A 26,211-nucleotide genomic window follows, 5' to 3' on the forward strand; every position below is an offset into this window, starting at 1 on the left:
GGCAAATTGGACGGGCCTTATGGACCCGCCGGATACGTTCTTACAGCTTTAACTCTGTACTTAAGCCAGCGAACTAGCTCAATCCCAGCTCGGACCATATGCGTCGCACGTGTTGACGTTCGACTACAAGTTGATCCCCCGTGACCACGCCGGCCTCCTTTTGCAAGGCTTGACGGTGGGCGACGGTGCGAAAGGCCTTGTAAGCCTCGCGCAACAGGTTGGCATCAGTGGCGGGCATCAGCCCGACCTGCTCCAGCCCTTCCAGAATGCGGATGTTATCGGTGTAGCGCAGTAACGCCGGATGTTCCCTGGACCACGCCAGGGCCGCGTATTGCACCATAAATTCAATATCGACGATACCTCCGGCATCTTGCTTGAGGTCGAACGGCACCGTGGCCTCGAAGGCGTTTTCAGCCGTTCCGGCAGCCGTTATCCGGGTACCAAGATTGCCACGCATTTTGGCCCGCATCTCGCTGACCTCCTGGCGCAGGACAGGCAGGTCGCGCTCACGCCCCAGCACGCTGGCACGTACTTTTTCGAACGCACTGCCCACTTGTTTGCAGCCCACCAGCACCCGCGCCCGCACCAGCGCCTGGTGCTCCCAGGTCCAGGCCTCGCTTTCCTGGTAGCGCTCAAAGGCGCCAAGGGAACTGACCAGCAATCCCGATGCGCCTGAGGGACGCAGGCGCATGTCGACGTCATACAGCTGCCCGGAGTTGGTCTGGGCCGTCAGCAAGTGAATGATGCGCTGACCCAACCGGGTGAAAAACTGCGCGCCATCAATCGGCTTGGCGCCATCGGTTTCGGCATTCGGGTCACCGTCGTGGATAAACACCAGGTCCAGATCCGAGCCGTGTCCCAGCTCGATTCCGCCCACCTTGCCGTAGCCAACAATAATAAAGCCGGGGTCGCACAAGCTGCCGTCCGTGCGCTGGGGCGTTCCGTACTTGGCCACCGTCTGGCGCCAGGCCAGCGCCAGCACTTGCTCCAGAATCGCCTCGGCCAGCCAGGTCAGGTAATCGCTGACTTTCATTAAAGGCAGGCTGCCCGCGATTTCCGAGGCAGCAACCCGCAGGCGGTGGGCCAGCTTGAAGTTACGCAAGGCCTCCATCTGCTGCTCAAGATCGTCCTCGGGGATACGTGTCAGGCGCTCACGCAACTCGGCCGCCAGCTCTGGCGCCAGGGGCGGCTTGAACAGTCGACGCTCGTTGAGCAGCTCATCGAGCAACAACGGGAAGCGGGTGATTTGTTCGGCGATCCACGGGCTCGCCGCGCACAGCGTCAATAAACGCCGCAATGCGTCGGGGTTTTCGGTCAACAGCACTAGATAAGCCGAACGTCGGGCCACCGCCTCGACCAGCGGCAACACCCTCTCCAGTACCAGATCGGGGTTGGCGTGCTCTACGGCCTGGGCCAGCAAACGCGGGATAAACGCATCCAGGCGCTCGCGCCCCAAACGCTGCATGGCACGCAATTGCGGACTGGAACGCAGGGCCGCCAGTTGCTTCAAGGCTTTGGGAGCATCAACAAACCCGGCCTCTTCCAGCTGGACACAGGCAGCGGCGTCGTCCTGGACCTCCTCCCACAACGGCAACCACTCTCCGCCTACGATCAGTTCACCTTCATCGATGACTTCTTCCTCATCAGGGTCAGCAATGACCTGACGGAAATGCCAGTCGATGCGACCGCGCCACGCCATTAATTGCTCGTGGAATGCCGCCCAGGTGTCAAACCCCATAATAAATGCAATGCGCGCCTGATCCTGCCCGGTGTCGGGAAGCATTTGGGTCTGGCGGTCTGCTATGGCCTGGATCGCGTGCTCGGTGTAGCGCAAGAACTCATAGCCTTCGCGCAGTTCATTAACCACTTCGCCCGGCAAATACCCCTGGCCTTCCAGGGTCGTCAGCACTTTAAGCAGCGGGCGTTGCTGCAGGCTGAGGTCACGGCCGCCGTGGATCAGCTGGAATGCCTGGGCGATAAACTCGACTTCACGAATCCCGCCCGCCCCCAGCTTGATGTTGTCGGCCATGCCTTTGCGCCGCACCTCCTGCTGGATCAGCTGTTTCATGGTGCGCAGCGCTTCAATCGCCGAAAAATCGAGGTAGCGTCGGTACACGAACGGGCGAAGCAAACTGAGCAGCTGCGCACCCATCGCCTGATCACCGGCCACGACCCGGGCCTTGATCATGGCGTAGCGTTCCCAGTCGCGGCCTTGATCCTGGTAGTACTGCTCCAGCGCATTGAAGCTCAGCACCAATGAGCCGGACGAGCCGTACGGGCGCAAACGCATATCGACGCGAAACACAAAACCGTCGACGGTCATCGGGTCCAGGGCCTTGATCAGGCGCTGCCCCAGACGGATAAAGAACTCCTGATTGTCCAGCGGGCGCTTCGCGCCCACTGTTTCGCCGCCTTCGGGGTAGGCGAAAATCAGGTCAATGTCCGAAGACAGGTTCAGCTCTACGGCACCCAGCTTGCCCATCCCCAGAATCACCATCTGCTGCGGCTCGCCACTGCGATGCCCGGTGGGCGTGCCGAACTGCTGGCAATGACGTTGGTACAACCAGCGATAAGCCTGATCGATACTGGCATCGGCCATGTCCGACAGGTCGCGGCAGGTTTCAATCAAGTCGGCCTGGCGGTTGATGTCACGCCAGATAATCCGGATCTGTTGACGGGTACGCTGGCGGCGCAGTGCACGGCCCAGCTCGTCATCGGTGGGTGCAGCCTGCGCCGCAACGCTGATCTGGGCACACAACTCGCCGGGGGCAAAGCTGCGGTCCAGTTCGCCTGAGCCCGCAAGCTCAAGCAACATCAAAGGGTCACGTAATGACTGTTCTATAAAGAAGTCACTCGCGGCACTGACCCGGTTAAATGCCAACCAGCGCTGCGCCGACCAGTCATCGAGCCCCTGTTCGCCCTCAAGCCCGGCGACCGCCGTGCGCCAGGATTGCTCGGCGCGACTGGCCAATGGCTGTAAAAGACCTGGAATGGGTGCAAGCGACGGAAGGCTCATGGTCTATCCTTGATCGGCGATGGTGTTGCCGAGTACGGTGACAGGAAGAAACAGCGGTTTAATCCGACTGTCGAACAAAGGTTATAAATAGCTGTAAGCGCATATTGTTTAGCATCCAGCCTGCGCACATAAGGCTGAATGACGAGAAACACACCAACAATATCGATTTTTCGCACAACCAAACTGATGGCTATCAGGACCAATCCTGTAGTTTTACTACTGAGCCACACACTCGAAAGGCTGAAATGGCCGACGATTTGTAGTAAAACTACACGCCGCTGGAATCAACCTCCGGCCATCCAAGAATTTATGTCGTCTGCCCACAAGGCCAGTCGCAAACTCAGGCAACCGATTCTGGAAGCCTATCCGCCCTGGAGCAAGCCATGCAAGACCTCGATCCCGTCGAAACCCAGGAATGGCTGGACGCCCTGGAATCGGTTCTCGACAAAGAAGGCGAAGACCGCGCTCACTACCTGATGACCCGTATGGGTGAGCTCGCTACCCGCACCGGTTCGCAGCTGCCGTATGCCATCACCACGCCTTACCGCAACACGATTCCTGTAACCCACGAAGCACGCATGCCTGGCGACCTGTTCATGGAACGCCGCATTCGCTCGCTGGTTCGCTGGAACGCCATGGCCATGGTGATGCGCACGAACTTGAAAGATTCTGACCTGGGCGGTCATATCTCCAGCTTCGCTTCCAGCGCAACCCTGTATGACATCGGCTTCAACTACTTCTTCCAGGCCCCGACCGACGAACACGGCGGCGACCTGATCTACTTCCAGGGTCACACCTCGCCAGGCGTTTACGCCCGTGCGTTCATGGAAGGCCGGATCACCGAAGAACAAATGAACAACTTCCGCCAGGAAGTAGACGGTCAGGGCCTGTCGTCCTACCCGCACCCTTGGCTGATGCCTGATTTCTGGCAGTTCCCGACTGTATCGATGGGCCTTGGCCCGATCCAGGCGATCTACCAGGCTCGCTTCATGAAGTACCTGGAAGCCCGCGGCTACATCCCGGCAGGCAAGCAAAAAGTCTGGTGTTTCCTGGGCGACGGCGAGTGCGACGAACCAGAATCCCTGGGCGCGATCTCCCTGGCCGGCCGTGAAAACCTGGACAACCTGATCTTCGTTATCAACTGCAACCTGCAGCGCCTTGATGGCCCGGTTCGCGGCAACGGAAAGATCATCCAGGAACTCGAAGGCGTATTCCGCGGTGCTCAGTGGAACGTGACCAAAGTCATCTGGGGCCGTTTCTGGGACCCACTGCTGGCCAAGGACGTCGACGGTATCCTGCAACGTCGCATGGACGAAGTCATCGACGGCGAGTACCAGAACTACAAAGCCAAAGACGGCGCGTTCGTACGTGAACACTTCTTCAACACGCCAGAACTCAAGGCGATGGTTGCTGATCTGTCCGACGACGAGATCTGGAAACTCAACCGTGGTGGCCACGACCCGTACAAGGTCTACGCGGCGTACCACGAAGCGGTCAACCACAAGAACCAGCCAACCGTCATCCTGGCCAAGACCATCAAGGGTTATGGCACCGGCGCTGGCGAAGCGAAAAACACGGCGCACAACACCAAGAAAGTTGATGTTGAAAGCCTGAAGTTGTTCCGTGACCGTTTCGACATCCCGGTCAAAGACGACGAAATCGAAAACCTGCCATTCTTCAAACCTGAAGCAGGCAGCGCTGAAGCCCGCTACCTGAGCGAGCGCCGCACTGCACTGGGCGGTTTCGTTCCTCAGCGTCGTGCTCTGAGCACCAGCATTCCGACCCCGCCACTGGACACCCTCAAGGCCATCCTTGACGGCTCCGGCGACCGTGAAATTTCCACCACCATGGCTTTCGTGCGCATCCTGGCGCAGCTGGTCAAGGACAAGGAAATCGGTCAGCGCATCGTTCCGATCATCCCGGACGAAGCCCGTACCTTCGGTATGGAAGGCATGTTCCGCCAGTTGGGCATCTACTCGTCCGTCGGCCAGCTCTACGAGCCAGTCGATAAAGACCAGGTGATGTTCTACCGCGAAGACAAAAAAGGTCAGATCCTCGAAGAAGGCATCAACGAAGCAGGCGCCATGAGCTCCTTCATCGCCGCCGGCACTTCGTACTCCAACCACAACCAGCCAATGCTGCCGTTCTACATCTTCTACTCGATGTTCGGCTTCCAGCGTATTGGCGACCTGGCCTGGGCCGCTGGCGACAGCCGCACCCGTGGCTTCCTGATCGGCGGCACCGCCGGGCGCACCACGCTCAACGGTGAAGGCCTGCAGCACGAAGACGGTCACAGCCACATCCTGGCCGGTACCATCCCGAACTGCCGCACCTTTGATCCAACCTACGGCTATGAGCTGGCGGTGATCATTCAGGACGGCATGAAGAAGATGACCGAAGAGCAACAGGACGTCTTCTACTACATCACCGTGATGAACGAGTCTTACCAGCAGCCAGCCATGCCGGCCGGTGTCGAGGAAGGCATCGTCAAGGGCATGTACCTGCTCGAGGAAGACACCAAGGAAGCGGCGCACCACGTTCAGCTGATGGGCTCCGGCACCATCCTGCGTGAAGTCCGTGAAGCGGCGATCATCCTGCGTGAACAGTTCAACATCGGTGCTGACGTATGGAGCGTTACCAGCTTCAACGAACTGCGTCGCGACGGCCTGGCCGTTGAACGCAGCAACCGTCTGCACCCGGGCCAGAAGCCTAAGCTGAGCTACGTTGAAGAGTGCCTGACTGGCCGTAAAGGTCCGGTCATTGCCTCTACCGACTACATGAAGCTGTTCGCTGAACAGATTCGCCAGTGGGTACCGGTCAAGGAATTCAAAGTGCTGGGCACTGACGGTTTCGGCCGCAGCGACAGCCGCAAAAAACTGCGTCACTTCTTTGAAGTAGACCGTCACTTCGTGGTGTTGGCAGCCCTGGAAGCACTGGCTGACCGTGGCGATATCGAACCCAAGGTGGTTGCAGAAGCCATCGTCAAGTTCGGCATCAACCCGGAAAAACGCAACCCACTGGACTGCTGAGGAGAATATTTGTGAGCGAACTCATTCGAGTACCTGACATCGGCAGCGGCGACGGTGAAGTCATCGAGCTGTTTGTAAAAGTCGGCGACCGTATCGAAGCCGATCAGAGCATCCTGACGCTGGAATCGGACAAGGCGAGCATGGAAATCCCTGCTCCTAAAGCCGGTATCGTCAAAAGCCTGAAGATCAAGCTGGGCGACCGCTTGAAAGAAGGCGACGAATTGCTGGAACTGGAAGTCGAGGGCGCCGCTGCGGCGCCTGAAGCTGCAGCCCCTGCAGCGGCTCCGGCCGCAGCCGAACAACCTGCTGCTGCCCCTGCTGCCGAGGCCCCTGCGGCCCCGGCTGCACCTGCCGCTGCCACCATCCAGGACATCCACGTCCCGGATATCGGCTCGTCGGGCAAGGCCAAAATCATCGAAGTCCTGGTCAAGGCCGGCGATACCGTTGAGGCTGATCAATCGTTGATCACCCTCGAATCCGACAAGGCCAGCATGGAAATTCCATCGCCAGCCGCCGGTGTGGTTGAGAGCATTTCGGTCAAGCTGGATGACGAAGTCGGCACTGGCGATTTCATCCTCAAGCTCAAGGTTGCCGGCGCTGCTGCGCCAGCCGCTCCAGCCCAGGCTGCTGCTCCTGCTGCGGCAAAAGCTGAAGCGCCTGCTGCTGCCCCGGCACCGGCCGCCAAAGCCGAGGCAGCACCTGCCCCGGCCGCCGCGCCTGCGCCAAAGGGTGCCAAAGTTCACGCCGGCCCGGCCGTGCGTCAACTGGCCCGCGAATTCGGCGTCGAGCTGAGCGCGGTCAGCCCAACCGGCCCACACGGCCGTGTGATCAAGGAAGACGTGCAGGCTTACGTCAAAACCATGATGCAGAAGGCCAAGGAAGCTCCGGCTGCAGGCGCTACCGGCGGTGCCGGTATTCCGCCAATCCCGGTTGTGGACTTCAGCCGCTTCGGCGAAGTTGAAGAAGTGGCCATGACTCGCCTGATGCAAATCGGCGCGTCGAGCCTGCACCGCAGCTGGCTGAACATCCCGCACGTGACTCAGTTCGACCAGGCTGACATCACCGAGCTGGAAGCCTTCCGCGTTGCGCAAAAAGCCGTCGCAGAAAAAGCCGGTGTGAAACTGACCGTACTGCCTCTGCTGCTCAAGTCCTGCGCGCACCTGCTCAAGGAAATGCCGGACTTCAACAGCTCGCTGGCGCCAAGCGGCAAAGCGATCATCCGCAAGAAGTACGTCAACATCGGCTTCGCCGTTGACACCCCGGATGGCCTGCTGGTCCCTGTGATCAAGAACGTTGATCAGAAGAGCCTGCTGCAACTGGCTGCTGAAGCGGCTGCGCTGGCTGCCAAGGCCCGCGACAAGAAGCTCACCGCAGACGACATGCAAGGCGCGTGCTTCACCATTTCCAGCCTCGGTCACATTGGCGGCACCGGCTTCACGCCGATCGTCAACGCACCGGAAGTGGCGATCCTCGGCGTTTCCAAGGCAACCATCCAGCCTGTCTGGGACGGCAAAGCCTTCCAGCCGAAGCTGATGCTGCCACTGTCGCTGTCCTACGATCACCGTGTGATCAACGGCGCTGCTGCTGCACGTTTCACCCAGCGTCTGAGCCAGTTGCTGGGCGACATCCGCACGATCCTGCTGTAAGCCCCGCCCCGGCCTTCCTCACCGAAGGCCGGGGTAGCGCACTGTTTTCCGAGCGCCACGCTCGTACCTCAACCCCGCCATTTGGCGGGGCTTTTTTTGCCTGCGATTCAGCCATTCCCATACACACAATCTCCCACCACTCGCACCAGCGCCGCACTACAACCCACGCAGAATCCAGGAGTGGGTAGCTTCCCCCTGCGACTCCTACGGTTAACCAAAGGACTTTAACCGCGCGACAAATAGCGCCTTACATCAGAAAGGATTTCGATGTGAACAGACCTACCGTAGGCCCGATTCTGGGATTTACCACTGCACAACACGCCCGTATTTTTGTACGCGGCGCATCCGATAAAAAAAACGCTGTATTCGCGGGCATCCGGCATCGAAAGGTCGGTCAAAGCCAGTGGTCAGCAGGCGTGTACTCAAGGCTGAGCACTGAGTTCGACATGTCCGACACCCTGGTCCTGAGCGGGCTGAGCGCCGACACCCGCTACGAATACCAGGCAGGCTGGTTCTCCACCGAGCGCCATGACCACACACCCGAAACCGTCAAGCAGATCCCGCTCAAGTGGCCGCCACACCTTTACACTTTCAAGACCACGTCCAACCAACCCAACCGTATACGTCGCTATGTCACAGGCTCGTGCCGCTACCTCAGGCTGACGGCAGGCATACCTTCGGCCCCCGAACTGGGGGACAGAATCTTCAGTGCCATTGGCTCGCTGAACCAGCAGCGGCCCCTCGATGCCGTCGTGATGACCGGCGACCAGGTGTATGTCGACGACCTGAATGTCCTGTTGCCAGACCGAGAATTCGCTGCCATCAGCAAAAAATACCAGGCGGCGTTTTCACAACCCCATATCCGCAACCTGATGTCGGGCACGCCGACCTACATGATGCTCGACGACCACGAAATCGAGGATAACTGGCCAGCCAATCAGAACAGTACTGATCGAAAGCTCTACAACAACGCCATGACGGCTTATGAGATCTATCAATGCAGCCACGGTCCCGCACACGAACTGCGGCCCGATGGACGCATCAACCGCGATCTGAAGCACTACTGGTACTCATTTGGCGACGGCGATATCGACTGGTTTGTCATGGACTGCCGCACTGAACGCACCCTGTCCGGCAATGCCAAAAGCATGATTGGCACCCAGCAGGAATACGCACTGATGAAATGGCTGATCAACAGCACGGCCAAGGTGAAGGTCATCGTCAGCAGCGTCATGTTCATGCCCGATCAACAGCGCGGCGATGACGGCTGGAAGGCATTCGCGGCGCAGCGCAACCGGATACTTGAAACCATTCGCTCCAACGCCATCAAAAACGTGGTGTTCGTCTCCGGTGACATTCATGGCTCTCTGACTTGCCAACTGCGCCACAGCAAAAGCCCGGGGTTTGTTGTACACAGCATCGTGTCTTCACCCTTGTGCAATACCAAGCTGCTGCCGTATGCCAAAGCCAGTGACCTGATCGTCAACGGCCCCCTGACGACGATCGGTACAGGCACTTACTCGCTCACACTCACCAGCCGAGTGGTGAGCGAGGACAACTTCGCCTGCCTGACCATTGAAGACCAGAAGCTCAAGGTCGATTTTCACAATAACAATGGCCAAATCATCGAGTCAGCGACCATTACGCTGACATAAGTGCTAAACCTTGTGGGTCGGCCTGCAGAAATCCGTTGGCCGGCCGATAAGCCCCTATAGCACTTAGCCTTTATGTTCACTTGTCAGCGCCGTGAGCATGATGCAACCTTGCCGCAAACCACAGAAACAGGGTGACAGCCCGTGCGCAATCCGCATTTGTGAAGCGAGTGCCCCAATGAAAAGCCAACCCGATGCTGCCCCGCGGATGGCAGCCGAGGTCGTAACCCAGCTCCCCGTGCCTTCCAGACTTGGCATGCTGCGTTTCGAACGGCTGAACGAAGCCAGCTGGGCCATGTTCTACCTCGACCCTCACTGCGAACGCCAATTCGGTGTACCCGCGGCAGAGCTGTGCGCGCTGGTTGGCTCGCCCTATGCCAGCTTGATGGAGCCCCAGGCCCGCTATCGGCTGCACGATGCCATTGAGTACCAGCTCAGAACCAGCCACCACTACGTGGTGCATTACACCTTGCACACCGCTCTCGGCCCACTGAACCTGATGGAGCTGGGCGAAGCGTACAAGCAGCACAACCGTCACTTCTTGCGCGGCTACCTGCTCGCGGTCGAAGACAGCGCTGCCAGCCCGTTGCCGGCGCCTGTGGCCGAGCTTGAGACCCAAAACAGTCGCCTGCAGATCGCACTGGCACTCAATCAGCGCGCCCAACACGATCAGCTCCAGCACCTGGAGCGCGTACGCGCCCAGCAGGATTTAATTCTGCGTCTGGCTCGCCACCGGTACAGCCAGCACAACTCGCTGCAAGAAGCCGCCGAACTGATCACACGCAGTGCCTGCGACATTTATCAAATCGACGGGGCCAGCCTGTGGAACCTCGAAGGCAGCCAGTTGGTGCCGGTTTCAGCTTTCCAGCACGAGACCCAGGCCCACATCGCACAAGATATCTTCGACGCCAGCCTCTTCCCCGACTACCTCGAAGCCTTGCACACCAGCCGCTCGATCGACGCCCAGAATGCCAGCCGCGACCCGCGTACCCGCAAGCTGGTGGAAAGCCTGGGGCGATGCGAAGCCAGTGCCATGCTCGATGCAGGCATACGCATCGATGGGCAGGTCGTCGGCGTCCTGTGCCTGGAACAAATCGGCAAAACACGCATCTGGCAGGCGGATGAGATCGCCTTTGCCGGCGAACTGGCCGACCAGTTTGCCCAGGTCATCAACAACCACAATCGACGGACCGCCACCAACGCCCTGCGCTTGTTCCAGCGTGCGGTCGAGCAAAGTGCCAACGCCTTTTTGCTGGTCAACTGCGACGGCGTGGTGGAATACGCAAACCCCAGCTTTACCGCCATCACCCAGTACAGCACCGAGGAAGTCCAGGGCCACAAGCTGTCCGAGCTACCCGCGCTGGAAAACCTCAGCGAGTTACTCTTCGATGCCCATTCAAGCCTGAGCAATGGCAACAGCTGGCAGGGTGAGTTCAAAAGTCGGCGTAAAAACCTGGAGCCCTACTGGGGCCAGATGTCGATCTCCAAGGTCTATGACGACAACCGGGAACTGACCCACTACATCGGTATTTACGAAGACATCACCGACGCCAAGCTGGCGCAGCAGCGTATCGAGCGCCTCGCTTACACCGACAACCTGACCAATCTGGGCAATCGCCCGGCTTTTATCCGCAGCCTCGACGAGCGTTTCGCCCGCAACAGCAGCACACAGGTTTGCCTGTTACTGGTGGACATCGACAACTTCAAACGCATCAACGACAGCCTCGGCCACCAGACCGGTGACAAGCTGCTGATCAGCCTGGCCCGCCGCCTGCGCAACAGCCTGAGCCCCAGCGACGGTCTGGCGCGCTTTGCCAGTAATGAATTCGCGGTACTGCTGGACGACACAGACCTGGTGACAGGCCAGCAGATTGCCAGCCAACTGCTGATGACCCTCGACAAGCCGATGTTCGTCGACAACCAGTTGATCAGCGTTACCGGCTCGGTCGGTGTGTCCTGTGCCCCCTTGCACGGCCGCGACCCGCAAACCCTGATGCGTAACGCAGGCCTGGCGCTGCACAAGGCCAAAGCCTGCGGCAAGCATCAGGTGCAAGTGTTCACTGAAGCCCTGAATGCCGAAGCAAGCTACAAGCTGTTTGTCGAAAACAACCTGCGCCGTGCCCTCACGCAAAATGAACTCGAAGTGTTTTATCAGCCCAAGCTGTGCCTTCGCACCGGGCGATTGCTGGGCATGGAAGCCCTGCTGCGCTGGAACCACCCCAAGAACGGAATGATCCGCCCGGACCAGTTCATCAGCGTGGCCGAAGAAACAGGGCTGATCATTCCCATCGGCAAATGGGTCGCCCGCCAGTCCTGTCGAATGAGCAAGCAACTGAGCCTGGCCGGGCTGGGTAATCTGCAAGTGGCGATCAACGTCTCACCCAAGCAGTTTTCCGACCCGGACCTGGTGGCCTCGATTGCCAGCATCCTCAAGGAAGAACAGCTCCCGGCCGCACTGCTGGAGCTGGAACTGACCGAAGGCTTGCTGCTGGAGGCCACCGACGACACCCGCCTGCAACTCGATCAGCTGAAGAAGCTCGGCCTGACCCTGGCAATGGACGATTTCGGCACCGGCTACTCTTCGCTCAGCTACTTGAAGAAATTTCCGATCGACATCATCAAGATCGACCGCAGCTTCATCAAAGACATCCCCGACAACCAGAACGACATGGAGATCACCTCCGCCGTGATCGCCATGGCCCACAACCTCAAGCTCAAAGTGGTTGCCGAGGGCATTGAAACCGCTGCACAGTTGGCATTCCTGCGCCGCCATCGTTGTGATGTGGGCCAGGGCTATCTGTTCGATCGTCCGATCCCCGGCAGCGAACTGATAGAAAAGCTCAAGCGTTACCCCCGTGGCCCCGTGGCCTGACAGCGCGGCAACACTCGGGCACACTAGCGGCCTGACTTCCTACACTCTGACTGAGAGGACTTGAACCATGGTCTTGCGCTCGGAAATCCTGGTGAATAAAAACGTGCTCCCTACTAAAGAACAAGCCCTGCCGGGCCGCGACACCCACGTACAGCTGCCGGAAACCCACTACGTCACCGGCGAGCCGCTACTGGGCCCGTTTTCGAAGAATGTGGACTTTGCGATTTTTGGCCTGGGCTGTTTTTGGGGTGCAGAACGCAAGTTCTGGGAACGTGAAGGCGTGGTCAGCACCGTTGTGGGCTATGCGGGCGGCTACACTCCAAACCCGACTTACGAAGAAGTCTGCTCGGGCCTGACCGGCCACACTGAAGTGGTGCTGGTGGTCTACGAACCAGAAATCGTCAGCTACAAGCAATTGCTGGCCATGTTCTGGGAACTGCATAACCCGACCCAGGGCATGCGTCAGGGCAACGACATCGGCACCCAGTACCGCTCGGTGATCTACTGCACCACCCCTGAACAACTTGAGCAGGCACTGGAGAGCAAAAAAGTGTTCCAGGCCGAACTGGACAAGGCTGGCCTGGGCACCATCACCACTGAAATAGAGCAGGCGCCTACGGTCTACTTCGCCGAGGCATACCACCAGCAATACCTGGCGAAAAACCCGCAAGGCTATTGCGGCATTGGCGGCACCGGCGTGACCTGCCCGATTTGATCAAAGGCTACTCCTGTAGTCGCTGACGAGGAACGAGACTGCGATGGGTTGCGAAGCAGCCCCGGCATTCTGGAGGTCCTTCGGCCCTTTTCGCAGCCTCGTACCTCGTCAGCGACTACAACATCAGCTTACTCAGCGATCAACCATTCCATCTGCCAGCCACCCTGGGTTTGCCCCAGTTTCTTGGCCAGCCACGGCAGCAGTTCACGCAGTTCTTCTTCCAGACCCCAAGGCGGATTGGCAATCGCCAAGCCCGAGCCATTGAGGCTGTTGGGCGTATCCAGTGGATGCACGAACAATTCGACCTGCAGCAGTTTCGGTGCGCCCGAACCCGCCAGGTCCTGATAAAAACGGCGCAACTGGCGCTTGTCCTTAATCGGATACCAGATCGCCACCACGGTCTGACGCATACGGCTGATCGCGTCTTTCAACGATTCCGCGCAGCGTTTCATCTCGTCCAGTTTCTCGAACGGCGGGTCGATCAACATCAGCCCGCGCTTCTCGGCCACCGGCAGCAGCGCCCGCGGCACATGCCAGCCTTCGCCCAAATGCACGGCTACACGGCGATCGCCTTTCATGTTGTCCTTGAGCAACACACCGTCTTCGGGGTGTTTTTCGTTCAACAGCACGCGATCCTGGGAACGGGTCAGGCGACGCGCCCACTCCGGCGAACCCGGGTAATAGCGCAACTCGCCATCGGGGTTCATCTTGTGCAGCACTTGCATGTAGTCATCAGTCACTGCAGGCAGGTCTTTCTGGCCCCACAACCGTGCGATGCCTTCCAGATACTCACCCGTACGGCTGGCCTGATCGCCCTTGAGGTCGTACAGACCAATACCGGCGTGGGTATCGAGGTAGGCAAAAGGCTGCTCTTTGCGCGACATCAGGGCGATGAGGCGGGTCAAGACGATATGTTTGAAGACGTCGGCATGGTTGCCGGCGTGGAAGGCGTGACGATAGTTCATGGTTGCTCCTGCGCAGGGGGCGAAGTTTACCTTGTACACAACCTGACGTCAGGTGGCAGGCCGATTTTCCGAGATACGGTGAGCAAGGCCCAGGCAAAAAAAACGGCCCGTCTCACCTGGAGACGGGCCGTTTCAGTACACCTTCAAGTCAGCGCATGCGCTTACCCGATCAGTGGTTCTGCTGGAAATCCTTCTCGGCAGCATTGAAGCGCTCAACCATGCCCTTGCTTGGGCCTTTGCCCGCAAGGCTCACCAGCACGATGGCCAGGCTGGCCAGGATGAAGCCCGGGATGATTTCGTACAGGCCGAACAGTGCGAAATGCTTCCACACGATCACGGTAAACGCACCCACCAAAATACCGGCCAATGCGCCATTACGGGTCATGCCTTTCCACAGTACCGAGATCAGCACCACTGGACCGAACGCAGCACCAAAGCCTGCCCACGCGTAGCTCACCAGACCCAATACACGGTTTTCCGGGTTGGAAGCCATCGCGATAGCGATCAAGGCAACCACCAGCACCATGATCCGGCCCACCCATACCAGCTCAAGCTGGGAGGCGTTTTTGCGCAGGAAGGATTTGTAGAAGTCTTCGGTCAGTGCGCTGGAGCACACCAGCAACTGGCAGCTCAGGGTGCTCATTACCGCAGCCAGAATGGCCGACAGCAGTACACCGGCAATCCACGGGTTGAACAGCAACTTGGCCAGTTCGATGAACACGCGCTCAGGGTTTTCGTTCACAGGACCTGCCACTTCCGGGTGAGCCGAGAAGTAAGCGATACCGAAGAAACCTACAGCCACCGTACCGGCCAGGCACAGGATCATCCAGGTCATGGAGATGCGACGTGCGTTGGCAATCGACTTGACCGAATCAGCGGCCATGAAACGCGCCAGGATGTGGGGCTGGCCAAAGTAACCCAGGCCCCAGCCCATCAGCGAGATGATGCCGATAAAGGACGTGCCCTTGAGCATGTCGAAGTTGCTTGGGTCGTTGGCCTCGATGGCCAGGAACGTCGTGTCTACGCCGCCAGTGGCCAGCAGTACGATGATGGGCGTCAGGATCAGCGCAAAAATCATCAGGGTGGCTTGAACGGTGTCAGTCCAGCTCACGGCCAGGAAGCCGCCGATAAAGGTGTAGGCAATGGTCGCCGCAGCGCCGGCCCACAAGGCTGATTCATAAGACATGCCGAACGTGCTTTCGAACAGACGGGCACCGGCCACGATGCCGGAAGCGCAGTAGATGGTGAAGAACACCAGAATCACGATGGCCGAAATAATCCGCAGCAAGCCGCTGTGGTCTTCAAAACGGCTGGAGAAGTAATCCGGCAGGGTCAGCGCATCACCGTTGTGCTCGGTCTGCACCCGCAGGCGACCGGCAACAAACAACCAGTTCAGGTAAGCACCGGCCACCAGGCCGATGGCGATCCAGCTTTCCGACAGACCGGACATGTAGATCGCGCCCGGCAAACCCATCAACAACCAGCCGCTCATGTCGGAGGCGCCAGCAGACAATGCAGTGACAACGCTGCCCAGGCTGCGGCCACCGAGAATATAGTCAGAAAGGTTGTTGGTGGAGCGATAGGCCATGAGGCCAATCAGCACCATTGCCGCGATATAGATCACGAACGTGATCAGGGTTGGGTTACTAACACTCATTGATAAAGCCCTGGCATTGTTTTTATGTTTAGCGGCGGTCTGGCCGTACGCTCACAAACGTCCTGTTTGAGACGATCAACCTTGCCGCGCATTTATGACTGATGTTTCCCCAGGAAACCCATCAGCCGATGAACCCGTCTTTTAGCAGGTTGCACCTTGGGCGCGAATGCTATGCAACAAACCAAATAAGGTGCAACCAGTTTCTACCGCACAAGTTGCACCTTGTCGTCTTTTCAACCCAATTCGATGTTTTTGCTCCTTTTCGGAGCTAAAACGGCGCAAATCCAATTAAAAAGCACCGCACCAGTGCGCCCATCCCGCCTTGCTCAAAAATTCCTGACGAAGCGTAGAACAATCCGCAAAAAAACGGGTTGCACTAGGTTGCACCTCTTTCAGCGCAGCGCTAATCTTGCCGCCAGCTGCTGCCACGCAAATGTGGCACCCATGAGGATAAAAATATGGCTACCACCACCCTTGGGGTCAAACTTGACGACCCTACCCGCGAGCGCCTCAAGGCTGCCGCGACCTCGATTGATCGCACGCCTCACTGGCTGATCAAGCAGGCAATCTTCAATTACCTGGAAAAACTCGAGGGTGGTGCAACCCTGACCGAGTTGAGCGGTATCCCTGGCAGCGCCAGCGATGACGCCGACGACGTGCACGCCGATCACGCGCATCAGTGCTTCCTGGAATTTGCAGAAAGCATCCTGCCCCAGTCCGTACTGCGTGCCGCGATCACCTCCGCTTATCGCCGCCCGGAACCCGAAGTGGTCCCGATGCTGCTGGAGCAAGCACGCCTGCCTGCGCCAATGGCCGAAGCCACCCAGACCCTGGCCGCCTCGATTGCCGAAAAACTGCGCAATCAGAAGAGCGCCGGTGGCCGCGCCGGTATCGTCCAAGGCTTGCTGCAAGAATTCTCCCTGTCGTCCCAGGAAGGCGTGGCGCTGATGTGCCTGGCCGAAGCGCTGCTGCGTATCCCGGACAAAGGCACCCGTGACGCCCTGATCCGCGACAAGATCAGCACCGGCAACTGGCACCCGCACCTGGGCAACAGCCCTTCGCTGTTCGTCAACGCCGCGACCTGGGGCCTGCTGCTGACCGGCAAGCTGGTATCGACCCACAACGAAGCAGGCCTGACCTCCTCCCTGAGCCGCATCATCGGCAAAAGCGGCGAGCCGATGATCCGCAAGGGCGTCGACATGGCCATGCGCCTGATGGGCGAGCAGTTTGTGACCGGCGAAACCATCGCCGAAGCCCTGGCCAACGCCACGCGCTTTGAAGCCAAGGGCTTTCGTTATTCCTACGACATGCTCGGCGAAGCTGCACTGACCGAACATGACGCCCAGAAGTACCTCGCGTCCTACGAGCAAGCCATCCACTCGATCGGCAAAGCGTCCCACGGCCGTGGCATTTATGAAGGCCCGGGCATTTCGATCAAGCTGTCGGCCCTGCACCCGCGCTACAGCCGCGCCCAGTACGAGCGCGTCATGGACGAGCTGTACCCGCGCCTGCTGTCGCTGACCTTGCTGGCCAAGAAGTACGACATCGGCCTCAATATTGACGCCGAAGAAGCTGACCGCCTCGAAATCTCCCTCGACCTGCTGGAGCGCCTGTGCTTCGAGCCGCAACTGGCGGGCTGGAACGGCATCGGCTTCGTGATTCAGGCTTACCAGAAGCGCTGCCCTTACGTGATCGACTACGTGATCGACCTGGCTCGCCGCAGCCGTCATCGCCTGATGATCCGCCTGGTGAAAGGCGCGTACTGGGACAGCGAAATCAAGCGCGCCCAGGTCGAAGGCCTGGAAGGCTATCCGGTCTACACCCGCAAGGTGTACACCGACGTGTCCTACCTCGCTTGCGCGAAAAAACTGCTGGCCGTACCCGAAGCCATCTACCCGCAGTTCGCCACTCACAACGCCCAAACGTTGTCGGCGATTTACCACATCGCGGGTCAGAACTACTACCCGGGCCAGTACGAGTTCCAATGCCTGCACGGCATGGGCGAACCGCTCTACGAACAGGTTGTAGGCAAAGTTTCCGAAGGCAAGCTGAACCGTCCGTGCCGTGTGTACGCTCCAGTCGGCACCCACGAAACACTGCTGGCTTACCTTGTTCGACGCTTGCTGGAAAACGGTGCGAACACCTCGTTCGTTAACCGCATCGCCGACCACACGATCGCGATCCACCAGTTGGTGGCCGACCCGGTGAGCCAGATCGAGCAGATGGCCACGGCCGAAGGCGGCTTCGGCTTGCCGCACCCGCGCATCCCGCTGCCGCGTGACCTGTACGGTAGCGAACGCGCCAACTCCAGCGGCATCGACATGTCCAACGAACACCGCTTGGCGTCGTTGTCCTGCGCCTTGCTGGCCACAGCCCACAACGACTGGAAAGCCGCGCCGATGCTCGGTTGCGATTCCAGCAGCGAAACGCCTGCGGCGGTACTCAACCCGGCTGACCTGCGTGACGTGGTGGGCTATGTGCAAGAAGCCACCGTTGAAGACGCCGACAACGCTATCCAGTGCGCCCTGAGCGCCGCACCGATCTGGCAGGCCACCCCGCCCGCCGAACGCGCTGCGATCCTGGAACGCGCCGCCGACCTGATGGAAGGCGAGATCCAGCCACTGATGGGCCTGCTGGCCCGTGAAGCTGGCAAGACCTTTGCCAACGCCATCGCCGAAGTGCGCGAAGCCGTCGACTTCCTGCGTTACTACGCGGTACAGGCTCGCAACGATTTCACCAACGATGCCCATCGCCCGCTGGGCCCGGTGGTCTGCATCAGCCCGTGGAACTTCCCGCTGGCCATCTTCAGCGGCCAGGTGGCTGCGGCACTGGCTGCCGGCAACCCGGTACTGGCCAAACCTGCGGAACAAACTCCGCTGGTGGCCGCCCAGGCCGTGCGCATCATGCTCGAAGCAGGCATCCCGCAAGGCGTGCTGCAGTTGCTGCCGGGCCGTGGTGAAACGGTTGGCGCACGCCTGGTCGGCGACGATCGGGTCAAAGGCGTGATGTTCACCGGCTCCACCGAAGTTGCACGATTGCTGCAACGCAACGTGGCAGGCCGCCTGGATGCTCAAGGCCGTCCTATCCCGCTGATCGCCGAAACCGGCGGCCAGAACGCCATGATCGTCGACTCCTCGGCGCTGACCGAACAAGTGGTTATCGACGTTGTGTCTTCGGCCTTCGACAGCGCCGGTCAGCGTTGCTCAGCCCTGCGTGTACTGTGCCTGCAGGAAGACTCGGCAGACCGCGTCATCGAAATGCTCAAAGGTGCCATGGCCGAATCGCGCATGGGTAATCCTGAACGCCTGAACGTAGACATTGGCCCGGTGATCGACGCCGAAGCCAAGGCCGGGATCGAGCAACACATCCAGGGCATGCGCGACAAAGGCCGCACTGTTTACCAGATGGCCATTGCCGACATCGAAGAATGCAAGCGCGGCACCTTCGTCATGCCGACCCTTATTGAACTGGAAAGCTTCGACGAACTGGAACGCGAGATCTTCGGGCCCGTGCTGCACGTGGTGCGCTACAAGCGCAAAGACATCGACCAGTTGATCGCACAGATCAACGCTTCGGGTTACGGCCTGACGCTGGGCGTACACACCCGCATCGACGAAACCATTGCCAAAGTGGTCAACAACGTCAACGCCGGTAACGTCTACGTCAACCGCAACATCGTGGGTGCCGTGGTCGGCGTGCAACCGTTCGGCGGCGAAGGCTTGTCGGGCACAGGCCCGAAAGCCGGTGGCCCGCTGTACCTGTACCGCCTGCTGTCGACCCGCCCGGGCAATGCGATCGAACAATCGTTCGCCAAGGTCGATGCCATCAGCGCACCGGATACCCAGGCTCGCGAAGCCCTGAGCATACCGCTCAGTGCCCTGCACACCTGGGCAACCAGCAACCAGCAACCGGCGCTGGCCGAACTGTGCACCGAGTACGCTGCGCACTCGCAAAGCGGCATCACTCGCCTGCTCAACGGCCCGACCGGCGAACGCAACAGCTACGCCATTCTGCCGCGCGAACACGTGTTGTGCCTGGCTGAAGTGGAAAGCGACCTGCTGACCCAACTGGCTGCCGTACTGGCCGTGGGCAGCACCGCGGTACTGCCGCAAAGCGAACTGGCCAAAGCCTTGTACGCCCGTCTGCCAAAAGAGGTGCAGGCACGCATCACCCTGGTGGCTGACTGGACCAAGGACGACGTGATCTTCGACGCCGTCCTGCACCACGGTGACTGTGATCAGTTGCGTGACGTGTGCAAGCAAGTGGCCCAGCGCGCAGGCGCCATCGTTGGCGTGCAAGGTCTGTCCCAAGGCGAAACCAACATCGCCCTGGAACGCCTGGTGATCGAGCGCGCACTGAGCGTCAACACCGCTGCTGCTGGCGGTAACGCGAGCTTGATGACCATCGGCTGATGGTTTGATCGGGCAATAAAAAACCGGGCACCCGAAGGGGTTGCCCGGTTTTTTTATGCGTTGAGGCTTTGCAAACGTAAAGAGGGCTCAGATCTTGAGATTAATTGCGGTGAAAAAAATGATAATCCAACCTAACCATAAATAGCCAAACACCCCTGCCCAGATACCGTTGGCAAACGACAGAGTCGAATTACTATGGCCTTCGGGGTCGGCTTCCAAAAAATTGATAGCTCTCTGGGCACCTGCCAGTAAAAAACCGAGTACGCCTAAGATCATGACATTGACGACAACTAGCCACGCAGGAATAAAGGTGGCATTACCTATCACTGAAAAAATAATGCACACGACTGTTATGGCCAAAATCAATGCTCCACGCATGACTGGGGACCACTCGTAAGCTCGTCCCGACTCACTCAGTGACTTTTGGACTTTAGAGAACAAGGAGAAAATCATTAACGCCCCGAAAAAAGCACGAACTGCCGGCCAAACCTTGATTCCAGTCGCCAACCGATACTGCTTCCAGTGCTCGTAAAACCAGACAATCGAATAAAGCCCCATCGTCATGAAATACAGAACCATGAATTTCTTCACGGAAATCACAAAGAACGTGTGCGCACTCTGAGCAGGTGTTGATTCTTCTGAGTCAGGATTATCTTTTTTCAATAGAGATAACGGCATTTTTTCGCCCCGCAGAGTTAAATTGAGGCGGAAGTAGACAAAATAAGCCCAACAATGAAATGCAGTCCTCATCTCGTAATTTCGTCGGAAGATGCCCTGATACCCACCATACTGTGCACATGCCGGTATCCAACCATCGCCGTTAGCCATGTCAGAAATGAAAAGACACTGCGCCAACGCATCAGATGCAGCGTGGTAAGCCTGCTTGGATTTGGAAGACAGCCGCCCCGCACAAAACCTTTTTGACAGCCCGCCAATAACGCAGGTTAGAATCGCTGGCACGCAGACTGCATGAGCCGTTTGCGCCCTGTCTTTTGAGCTTTCTGGAGTACTGCCTTTGAATGCGACGACCATCAACAGCCTGTTCTTGATCGGCGCGTTGCTGGTAGGTGCAAGCATTCTGGTAAGTTCTCTGTCCTCGCGTCTGGGCATCCCGATTCTGGTCATCATCCTTGCGGTGGGCATGACTGCGGGTGTCGATGGCGGCGGCATTATTTTTGACAACTACCCCACCGCCTATCTGGTGGGCAACCTCGCCCTCGCGGTGATTTTGCTCGACGGCGGCCTGCGTACGCGGGTCTCCAGTTTCCGCGTGGCGTTATGGCCTGCGTTGTCGCTGGCGACCGTGGGGGTAATGATCACCACCGGGCTGACCGGCATGATGGCCGCCTGGCTGTTCAACCTCAATTTGATCCAGGGCCTGCTGGTGGGCGCCATTGTCGGTTCGACCGATGCGGCAGCCGTATTCTCGCTGCTGGGCGGCAAGGGCCTGAACGAACGGGTCTCGGCCAGCCTTGAGATCGAATCCGGTAGCAACGACCCGATGGCGGTGTTTCTCACCGTCACCCTGATCGACATGCTCGCCAGCGGCGAGACCGGCCTTCACTGGAGCCTGCTGCTCAACCTGCTGAGTGAGTTCGGTATCGGCGGTGCTGTCGGGCTGGCTGGCGGCTGGCTGATGCTGCAAATGGTCAACCGCATCAACCTGGCCAACGGCTTGTACCCGATTCTGGTCATCGCAGGCGGCCTGGTGGTCTTTGCCCTCACCAACGCCCTGCACGGCAGCGGGTTCCTCGCGGTATACCTGTGCGGCCTGGTGATCGGCAACAGCCCGATCCGCAGCCGTCACGGCATCTTGCACATGCTCGACGGCATGGCATGGCTGGCCCAGATCGGAATGTTCCTGGTGCTGGGCCTGCTGGTCACGCCACACGACTTGCTGCCGATCGCGATTCCGGCCCTGGCACTGGCCCTGTGGATGATCCTGTTCGCACGCCCACTGTCGGTCATGGTGGGCCTGCTGCCCTTCAAAGCGTTCCACGGACGCGAGAAGGCCTTTATTGCCTGGGTGGGCCTGCGCGGTGCGGTACCGATCATTCTGGCGGTGTTCCCGCTGATGGCCGGGCTGCCCAATGCGCAGCTGTATTTCAACCTGGCGTTCTTTATCGTGCTGGTGTCCCTTCTGGTGCAAGGCACCAGCCTGCCCTGGGTCGCCAAGTTGCTCAAAGTGACCGTACCCCCGGACTTGGCACCGGTCTCGCGCTCAGCCCTCGAAGTTCACGTGACCAGCGAGTGGGAACTGTTTGTTTACCGCCTCGACGCACAAAACTGGTGCATCGGTGCGGCCCTGCGTGAACTGAAAATGCCCGAGGGCACCCGTATCGCGGCCCTGTTTCGCGATCAGAAACTGCTCCACCCGTCGGGTAGCACCACCCTCGAAATTGGCGATTTGCTCTGCGTCATCGGTCACGAACACAACTTGCCAGCCCTGGGCAAACTGTTCAGCCAGCCTCCGAGCCGTGGCCTGGATCTGCGCTTTTTTGGCGACTTTGTGCTCGAAGGCGACGCCCAGCTGGGCGCTGTGTCGGCGTTGTATGGCCTGAAGCTGGACGGCATCGACCCCAACATTCCGCTCAGCAGCTTTATTGCGCACAAGGTCGGCGGCGCGCCGGTGGTCGGCGATCAGGTGGAGTGGAACAACACCATCTGGACAGTCGCCGTGATGGAGGGGAACAAGATAGCCAAAGTGGGCGTCAGATTCCCCGAAGGAAGTGCACCGGGGCCCGGGCTGTTCCTCTAAACTCCAACTTTCTGACCTTTGTCTGACCGGTATCTATGCCAACTCTGCGCACGTTCATCGCAACAGTCCTGCTCGGTCTGAGCCTTTGTGTCGGCACGCTACACGCGGCCGAACCGCCTACCTCCGAATCGGTGCAGCAAAGCCTGGACAAAATTGCCGATCGCAAGCTGCCAGATGCAGACCAGAAAGCCCTGCAGGCAGTGCTCCAGCAAACCCTCACCCTGCTGGACAACAAAGCCGATTACGAACAGCGCCTGAACGACGTCAAACAACAGCTCAGCAATGCGCCGCGCCAGACCAGCGAAAACCAGCGTGAACTGGCCCGCCTCAAGGCCAGCAAAGCCCTGCCGGTGGCCCAGCGCTACAGTGATTTGGCCGTGCCGCAGCTGGAGCAAATGCTGGCTGAGCGCACGACGCAGCAGGGCGAACTGCAAAAAGCCCTGGCCATTGCCAACAGCCAGAGCATTGCCGCACAAACCCGCCCGGAAAGGGCTCAGGCCGAAATCAGCACCAGCCAGACGCGTATTCAGCAGATCAACAACATCCTGAAAACCGGTCGTGACAATGGCAAATTGCTCACCCCGGATCAGCGCAACCAGCTCAACGCCGAAGTGGCCTCGCTCACCGCACTGATCGCCCTGCGCCGCCAGGAGCTGGCCGGTAACAGCCTGCTGCAAGACCTGAGCGGCAGCCAGCATGACTTGCTGCTGGAAAAAACCACGCGTCAGGATCAGGAAATCCAGGAGCTGCAAACCCTGATCAACCAGAAGCGTCTGGCGCAGTCGCAGCAGACCGTGACCGAACAATCCATCGAGGCGCAAAAGTCCGGCAGCAGCAGCCTGCTGGCGACCGAAAGCGCGATCAACCTCAAGCTTTCCGACTACCTGCTACGCAGCACCGACCGCCTCAATGAAGTCACCCAGCAGAACCTCGAAACCAAGCAGCAACTGGACAACGTCACCCAGAGCGATCAGGCGCTGGACGAGCAGATCAACGTGCTCAAGGGCAGTTTGCTGCTGTCCAAGATTCTCTATAAGCAGAAACAGGCCCTGCCGCGCCTGCAGAAAATGGACAAGAACCTGGCAGACGAAATCGCCGATATTCGTCTGTATCAGTTTGAAATCAACCAGCAACGGGAGCTGATCAGCAACCCGACGTCCTACGTCGACAACCTGCTGTCGACCCAGCCTGCCGATCAAGTTACCCCTCAACTGCGCAAGACCCTGCTCGAACTGGTCAACACCCGCAGTGACTTGCTGGACCGCCTGAATCGCGAGTTGAGCTCCCTGCTCAACGAATCGATCACGCTGCAACTGAACCAGAAGCAACTGCTCAGCACCGCCCAGAGCCTGCGTGCCACGCTGGACGAGCAAATGTTCTGGATTCCCAGCAACAAGCCCCTGGATCTGGAGTGGCTGGAAACTGCCCCGCGCCAGCTGGAACAGCAAGTCACCACCCTGCCGTGGGGCTCCAGCGTCAGCGAGCTGGCTGAAGGTCTGGTGCAGAGACCACTGTTGTTCCTGCCGTTCTTGCTGGTGGTGGCAGCCTTGCTGTGGAAGCGCCGTTACCTCTACAGCAAATTGAACAAAATCCATCAGGACATTGGTCACTTCAAGCGCGATAGCCAATGGCATACGCCACTGGCCATTCTGATCAATATTCTGCTGGCGATGCCTATTTCGCTGGCTCTGGCGCTGTGCGGCTATGCCCTGCAAACCGATGCCCGTGGCATGAACGCCAATACGGGCGCGGCCCTGATCCAGATGGCCGAAGCCTGGCTGGTGTTCTACACCGCTTACCGGATTCTGGCACCAGGTGGCGTGGCCGAACTGCATTTCCGCTGGGAAAAACCGCTGGTCGCGTTCCTGCAAAACTGGATTCGCAAGCTGGGCTTTGTCGTCCTGGCCCTGGTGGCCGTGGTCGCCTTTGCCGAGCAACAACCCGCTGCACTGGCCGATGACGTACTGGGCATCCTTGTGGTGTTGAGTTGTTATGCCGCCATGGCCTGGTTGCTGTGCCGCCTGCTGCTCAACGACTTCGAGACAGCGACAAAAGCCTATCGCCTGCGCAAATTGCTCGGTTTTGCCTTTGCGCTGTTGCCGCTGGCATTGTTCGTTGCCGTCTGTTTTGGCTACTACTACACCGCGCTCAAACTCAGCGACCGACTGATCAACACCCTCTACCTGCTGATGCTCTGGCTGGTGGTCGAAGCGGCCTTCGTGCGCGGCCTGGCGGTGGCGGCACGGCGCCTGGCCTACCAACGCGCACTGGCCAAACGTCAGGCGGCCAAGGAAGCAGGCGAAGGCAACGACATCATCATTGAAGAACCGACCCTGGACATCGAACAGGTCAACCAACAATCGCTGCGCCTGATTCGCCTGGCCCTGCTGGCGGGCTTTATCGGCATTTTGTACTGGGTCTGGGCCGACCTGATCTCGGTCTTCTCCTACCTCGACAACATCACCCTGTACGAGTACACCAGCGGCACCGGCGCCAACATGAGTATGGTGCCCATCAGCATTGGCGACGTGATCGGTGCACTGGTCATCATCGGCATCAGTATTGCCCTGGCGCGCAACCTGCCCGGGCTGCTGGAAGTGCTGGTGCTGTCTCGCCTCGATCTGGGCCAGGGCAGCGCCTACGCCACCACCACCTTGCTGACTTACGTGATCATCGGCGTAGGCTTCGTGTCCACCCTGTCGACCCTGGGTGTGAGCTGGGACAAGTTGCAATGGCTGGTCGCCGCGCTGTCGGTGGGCCTGGGCTTTGGCATGCAGGAGATTTTCGCCAACTTCATCTCCGGGATCATGATTCTGTTCGAGCGCCCGGTGCGGATTGGCGACACCATCACCATCGGCAACCTGTCGGGCACTGTGAGCAAGATCCGCATCCGTGCGACCACCATCACCGACTTCGACCGCAAAGACATCATCGTCCCGAACAAGACCTTTATCACCGGGCAGCTGATCAACTGGTCCCTGACCGACACCATCACCCGCGTCACCCTCAAACTGGGTGTGGACTACGGTTCGGATCTGGACCTGGTAAAAAGCCTGCTGCTCAAGGCTGCACAAGAGAACCCCCGTGTACTCAAAGACCCTGAGCCGCACGTGTACTTCCTCAACTTCGGCGCCAGCACCCTGGACCACGAACTGCGCATGCACGTCCGTGACCTGGGCGACCGTAACCCGGTGATCGACGAGGTAAACCGCTTTATCAACCGCGAGTTCAAGAACCACCACATCAACATCTCGTTCCAACAGATGGAGGTGTACCTCAAGAACTTGCAGGGTCAGGAATACAAGTTGGTGCCCGTAGGGCCGGAAGTCCCGCCCGAGCCGACACTACCCCCGCAAAAGCCGCAGTTGGGCAAGCTCGACTGACTCAAGGCTGATGCAACCTCTGTGGGAGCTGATTTGCCTGCGATGCAGGCAAATCGGTTTAACTGGCCAAGCCCGTTGATACCATCGCGAGCAAGCCCGCTCCCAC

The 26,211-nt window shown here is 59.2% G+C and carries 12 protein-coding genes; 8 read left to right on the forward strand and 4 right to left on the reverse strand.

Annotation, left to right across the window (positions count from 1 at the left end; all coding sequences use genetic code 11):
- Positions 1-73: 73 nt before the first annotated feature.
- A complete protein-coding gene (gene glnE, locus VSQ83_RS21935) occupies positions 74-3,016 on the reverse strand; it encodes a bifunctional [glutamate--ammonia ligase]-adenylyl-L-tyrosine phosphorylase/[glutamate--ammonia-ligase] adenylyltransferase (RefSeq protein WP_219262159.1) in 2,943 nt (980 codons plus the stop codon).
- A gap of 383 nt (positions 3,017-3,399) precedes the next feature.
- Here glnE and aceE point away from each other — a divergent pair, with 383 nt between their 5' ends.
- The 5 genes from aceE to msrA all read left to right on the forward strand — a co-directional run bounded on the left by aceE (position 3,400) and on the right by msrA (position 12,930).
- Positions 3,400-6,045 (forward strand): pyruvate dehydrogenase (acetyl-transferring), homodimeric type, encoded by a 2,646-nt coding sequence (aceE, locus tag VSQ83_RS21940; RefSeq protein WP_133076695.1) that lies wholly within the window; start codon positions 3,400-3,402, stop codon positions 6,043-6,045.
- A gap of 11 nt (positions 6,046-6,056) precedes the next feature.
- On the forward strand, positions 6,057-7,691 hold the full coding sequence (aceF, locus tag VSQ83_RS21945; protein WP_326427516.1) for a dihydrolipoyllysine-residue acetyltransferase: 1,635 nt from the start codon (positions 6,057-6,059) through the stop codon (positions 7,689-7,691).
- 269 nt (positions 7,692-7,960) lie between these two features.
- Positions 7,961-9,346: an alkaline phosphatase D family protein gene (locus VSQ83_RS21950; protein WP_326427517.1), complete on the forward strand. Its 1,386-nt coding sequence runs from the start codon at positions 7,961-7,963 to the stop codon at positions 9,344-9,346.
- Between the two features lie 175 nt (positions 9,347-9,521).
- Positions 9,522-12,215, forward strand: coding sequence for a putative bifunctional diguanylate cyclase/phosphodiesterase (locus VSQ83_RS21955; protein ID WP_219262162.1), 2,694 nt, complete (start codon positions 9,522-9,524; stop codon positions 12,213-12,215).
- A gap of 67 nt (positions 12,216-12,282) precedes the next feature.
- Positions 12,283-12,930, forward strand: a complete 648-nt coding sequence (gene msrA / locus VSQ83_RS21960; RefSeq protein WP_133076699.1) for a peptide-methionine (S)-S-oxide reductase MsrA — start codon at positions 12,283-12,285, stop codon at positions 12,928-12,930.
- A 128-nt stretch (positions 12,931-13,058) separates the two neighbouring features.
- Here the strand turns inward: msrA and VSQ83_RS21965 are convergent, their stop codons facing one another.
- Together VSQ83_RS21965 and putP are read right to left on the reverse strand one after the other, a co-directional pair.
- Positions 13,059-13,895 (reverse strand): 23S rRNA (adenine(2030)-N(6))-methyltransferase RlmJ, encoded by an 837-nt coding sequence (locus tag VSQ83_RS21965; protein ID WP_133076700.1) that lies wholly within the window; start codon positions 13,893-13,895, stop codon positions 13,059-13,061.
- A 169-nt stretch (positions 13,896-14,064) separates the two neighbouring features.
- Positions 14,065-15,552 (reverse strand): sodium/proline symporter PutP, encoded by a 1,488-nt coding sequence (gene putP / locus VSQ83_RS21970; RefSeq protein WP_133076701.1) that lies wholly within the window; start codon positions 15,550-15,552, stop codon positions 14,065-14,067.
- A gap of 458 nt (positions 15,553-16,010) precedes the next feature.
- On the opposite strand from putP, the gene putA reads away from it, so the two are divergent.
- Positions 16,011-19,964 (forward strand): trifunctional transcriptional regulator/proline dehydrogenase/L-glutamate gamma-semialdehyde dehydrogenase, encoded by a 3,954-nt coding sequence (putA, locus tag VSQ83_RS21975; RefSeq protein ID WP_326427518.1) that lies wholly within the window; start codon positions 16,011-16,013, stop codon positions 19,962-19,964.
- Between the two features lie 87 nt (positions 19,965-20,051).
- Here putA and VSQ83_RS21980 read toward each other — a convergent pair whose 3' ends face one another.
- On the reverse strand, positions 20,052-20,996 hold the full coding sequence (locus VSQ83_RS21980; RefSeq protein ID WP_219262165.1) for a hypothetical protein: 945 nt from the start codon (positions 20,994-20,996) through the stop codon (positions 20,052-20,054).
- Between VSQ83_RS21980 and VSQ83_RS21985 the strand changes: the two genes are divergently transcribed.
- Positions 20,980-22,722: a potassium/proton antiporter gene (locus VSQ83_RS21985; protein WP_133076704.1), complete on the forward strand. Its 1,743-nt coding sequence runs from the start codon at positions 20,980-20,982 to the stop codon at positions 22,720-22,722. The two genes, VSQ83_RS21980 and VSQ83_RS21985, sit on opposite strands and share 17 nt — an antisense overlap.
- Positions 22,723-22,757: 35 nt before the next feature.
- Positions 22,758-26,105, forward strand: a complete 3,348-nt coding sequence (mscK, locus tag VSQ83_RS21990) for a mechanosensitive channel MscK (RefSeq protein ID WP_133076705.1) — start codon at positions 22,758-22,760, stop codon at positions 26,103-26,105.
- Positions 26,106-26,211: the final 106 nt, after the last annotated feature.

The sequence above is a fragment of the Pseudomonas sp. DSV-1 genome, from assembly GCF_035830915.1.
Taxonomy (GTDB): Bacteria; Pseudomonadota; Gammaproteobacteria; order Pseudomonadales; family Pseudomonadaceae; genus Aquipseudomonas.

Bases quoted from the DNA above. Each gene is read 5' to 3' on its own strand.
- glnE (WP_219262159.1), bottom strand. From the start codon at position 3,016: ATGAGCCTTCCGTCGCTTGCACCCATTCCAGGTCTTTTACAGCCATTG.
- aceE (WP_133076695.1), top strand. From the start codon at position 3,400: ATGCAAGACCTCGATCCCGTCGAAACCCAGGAATGGCTGGACGCCCTG.
- VSQ83_RS21955 (WP_219262162.1), top strand. From the start codon at position 9,522: ATGAAAAGCCAACCCGATGCTGCCCCGCGGATGGCAGCCGAGGTCGTA.
- msrA (WP_133076699.1), top strand. From the start codon at position 12,283: ATGGTCTTGCGCTCGGAAATCCTGGTGAATAAAAACGTGCTCCCTACT.
- VSQ83_RS21965 (WP_133076700.1), bottom strand. From the start codon at position 13,895: ATGAACTATCGTCACGCCTTCCACGCCGGCAACCATGCCGACGTCTTC.
- putP (WP_133076701.1), bottom strand. From the start codon at position 15,552: ATGAGTGTTAGTAACCCAACCCTGATCACGTTCGTGATCTATATCGCG.
- putA (WP_326427518.1), top strand. From the start codon at position 16,011: ATGGCTACCACCACCCTTGGGGTCAAACTTGACGACCCTACCCGCGAG.
- VSQ83_RS21980 (WP_219262165.1), bottom strand. From the start codon at position 20,996: ATGGTCGTCGCATTCAAAGGCAGTACTCCAGAAAGCTCAAAAGACAGG.
- mscK (WP_133076705.1), top strand. From the start codon at position 22,758: ATGCCAACTCTGCGCACGTTCATCGCAACAGTCCTGCTCGGTCTGAGC.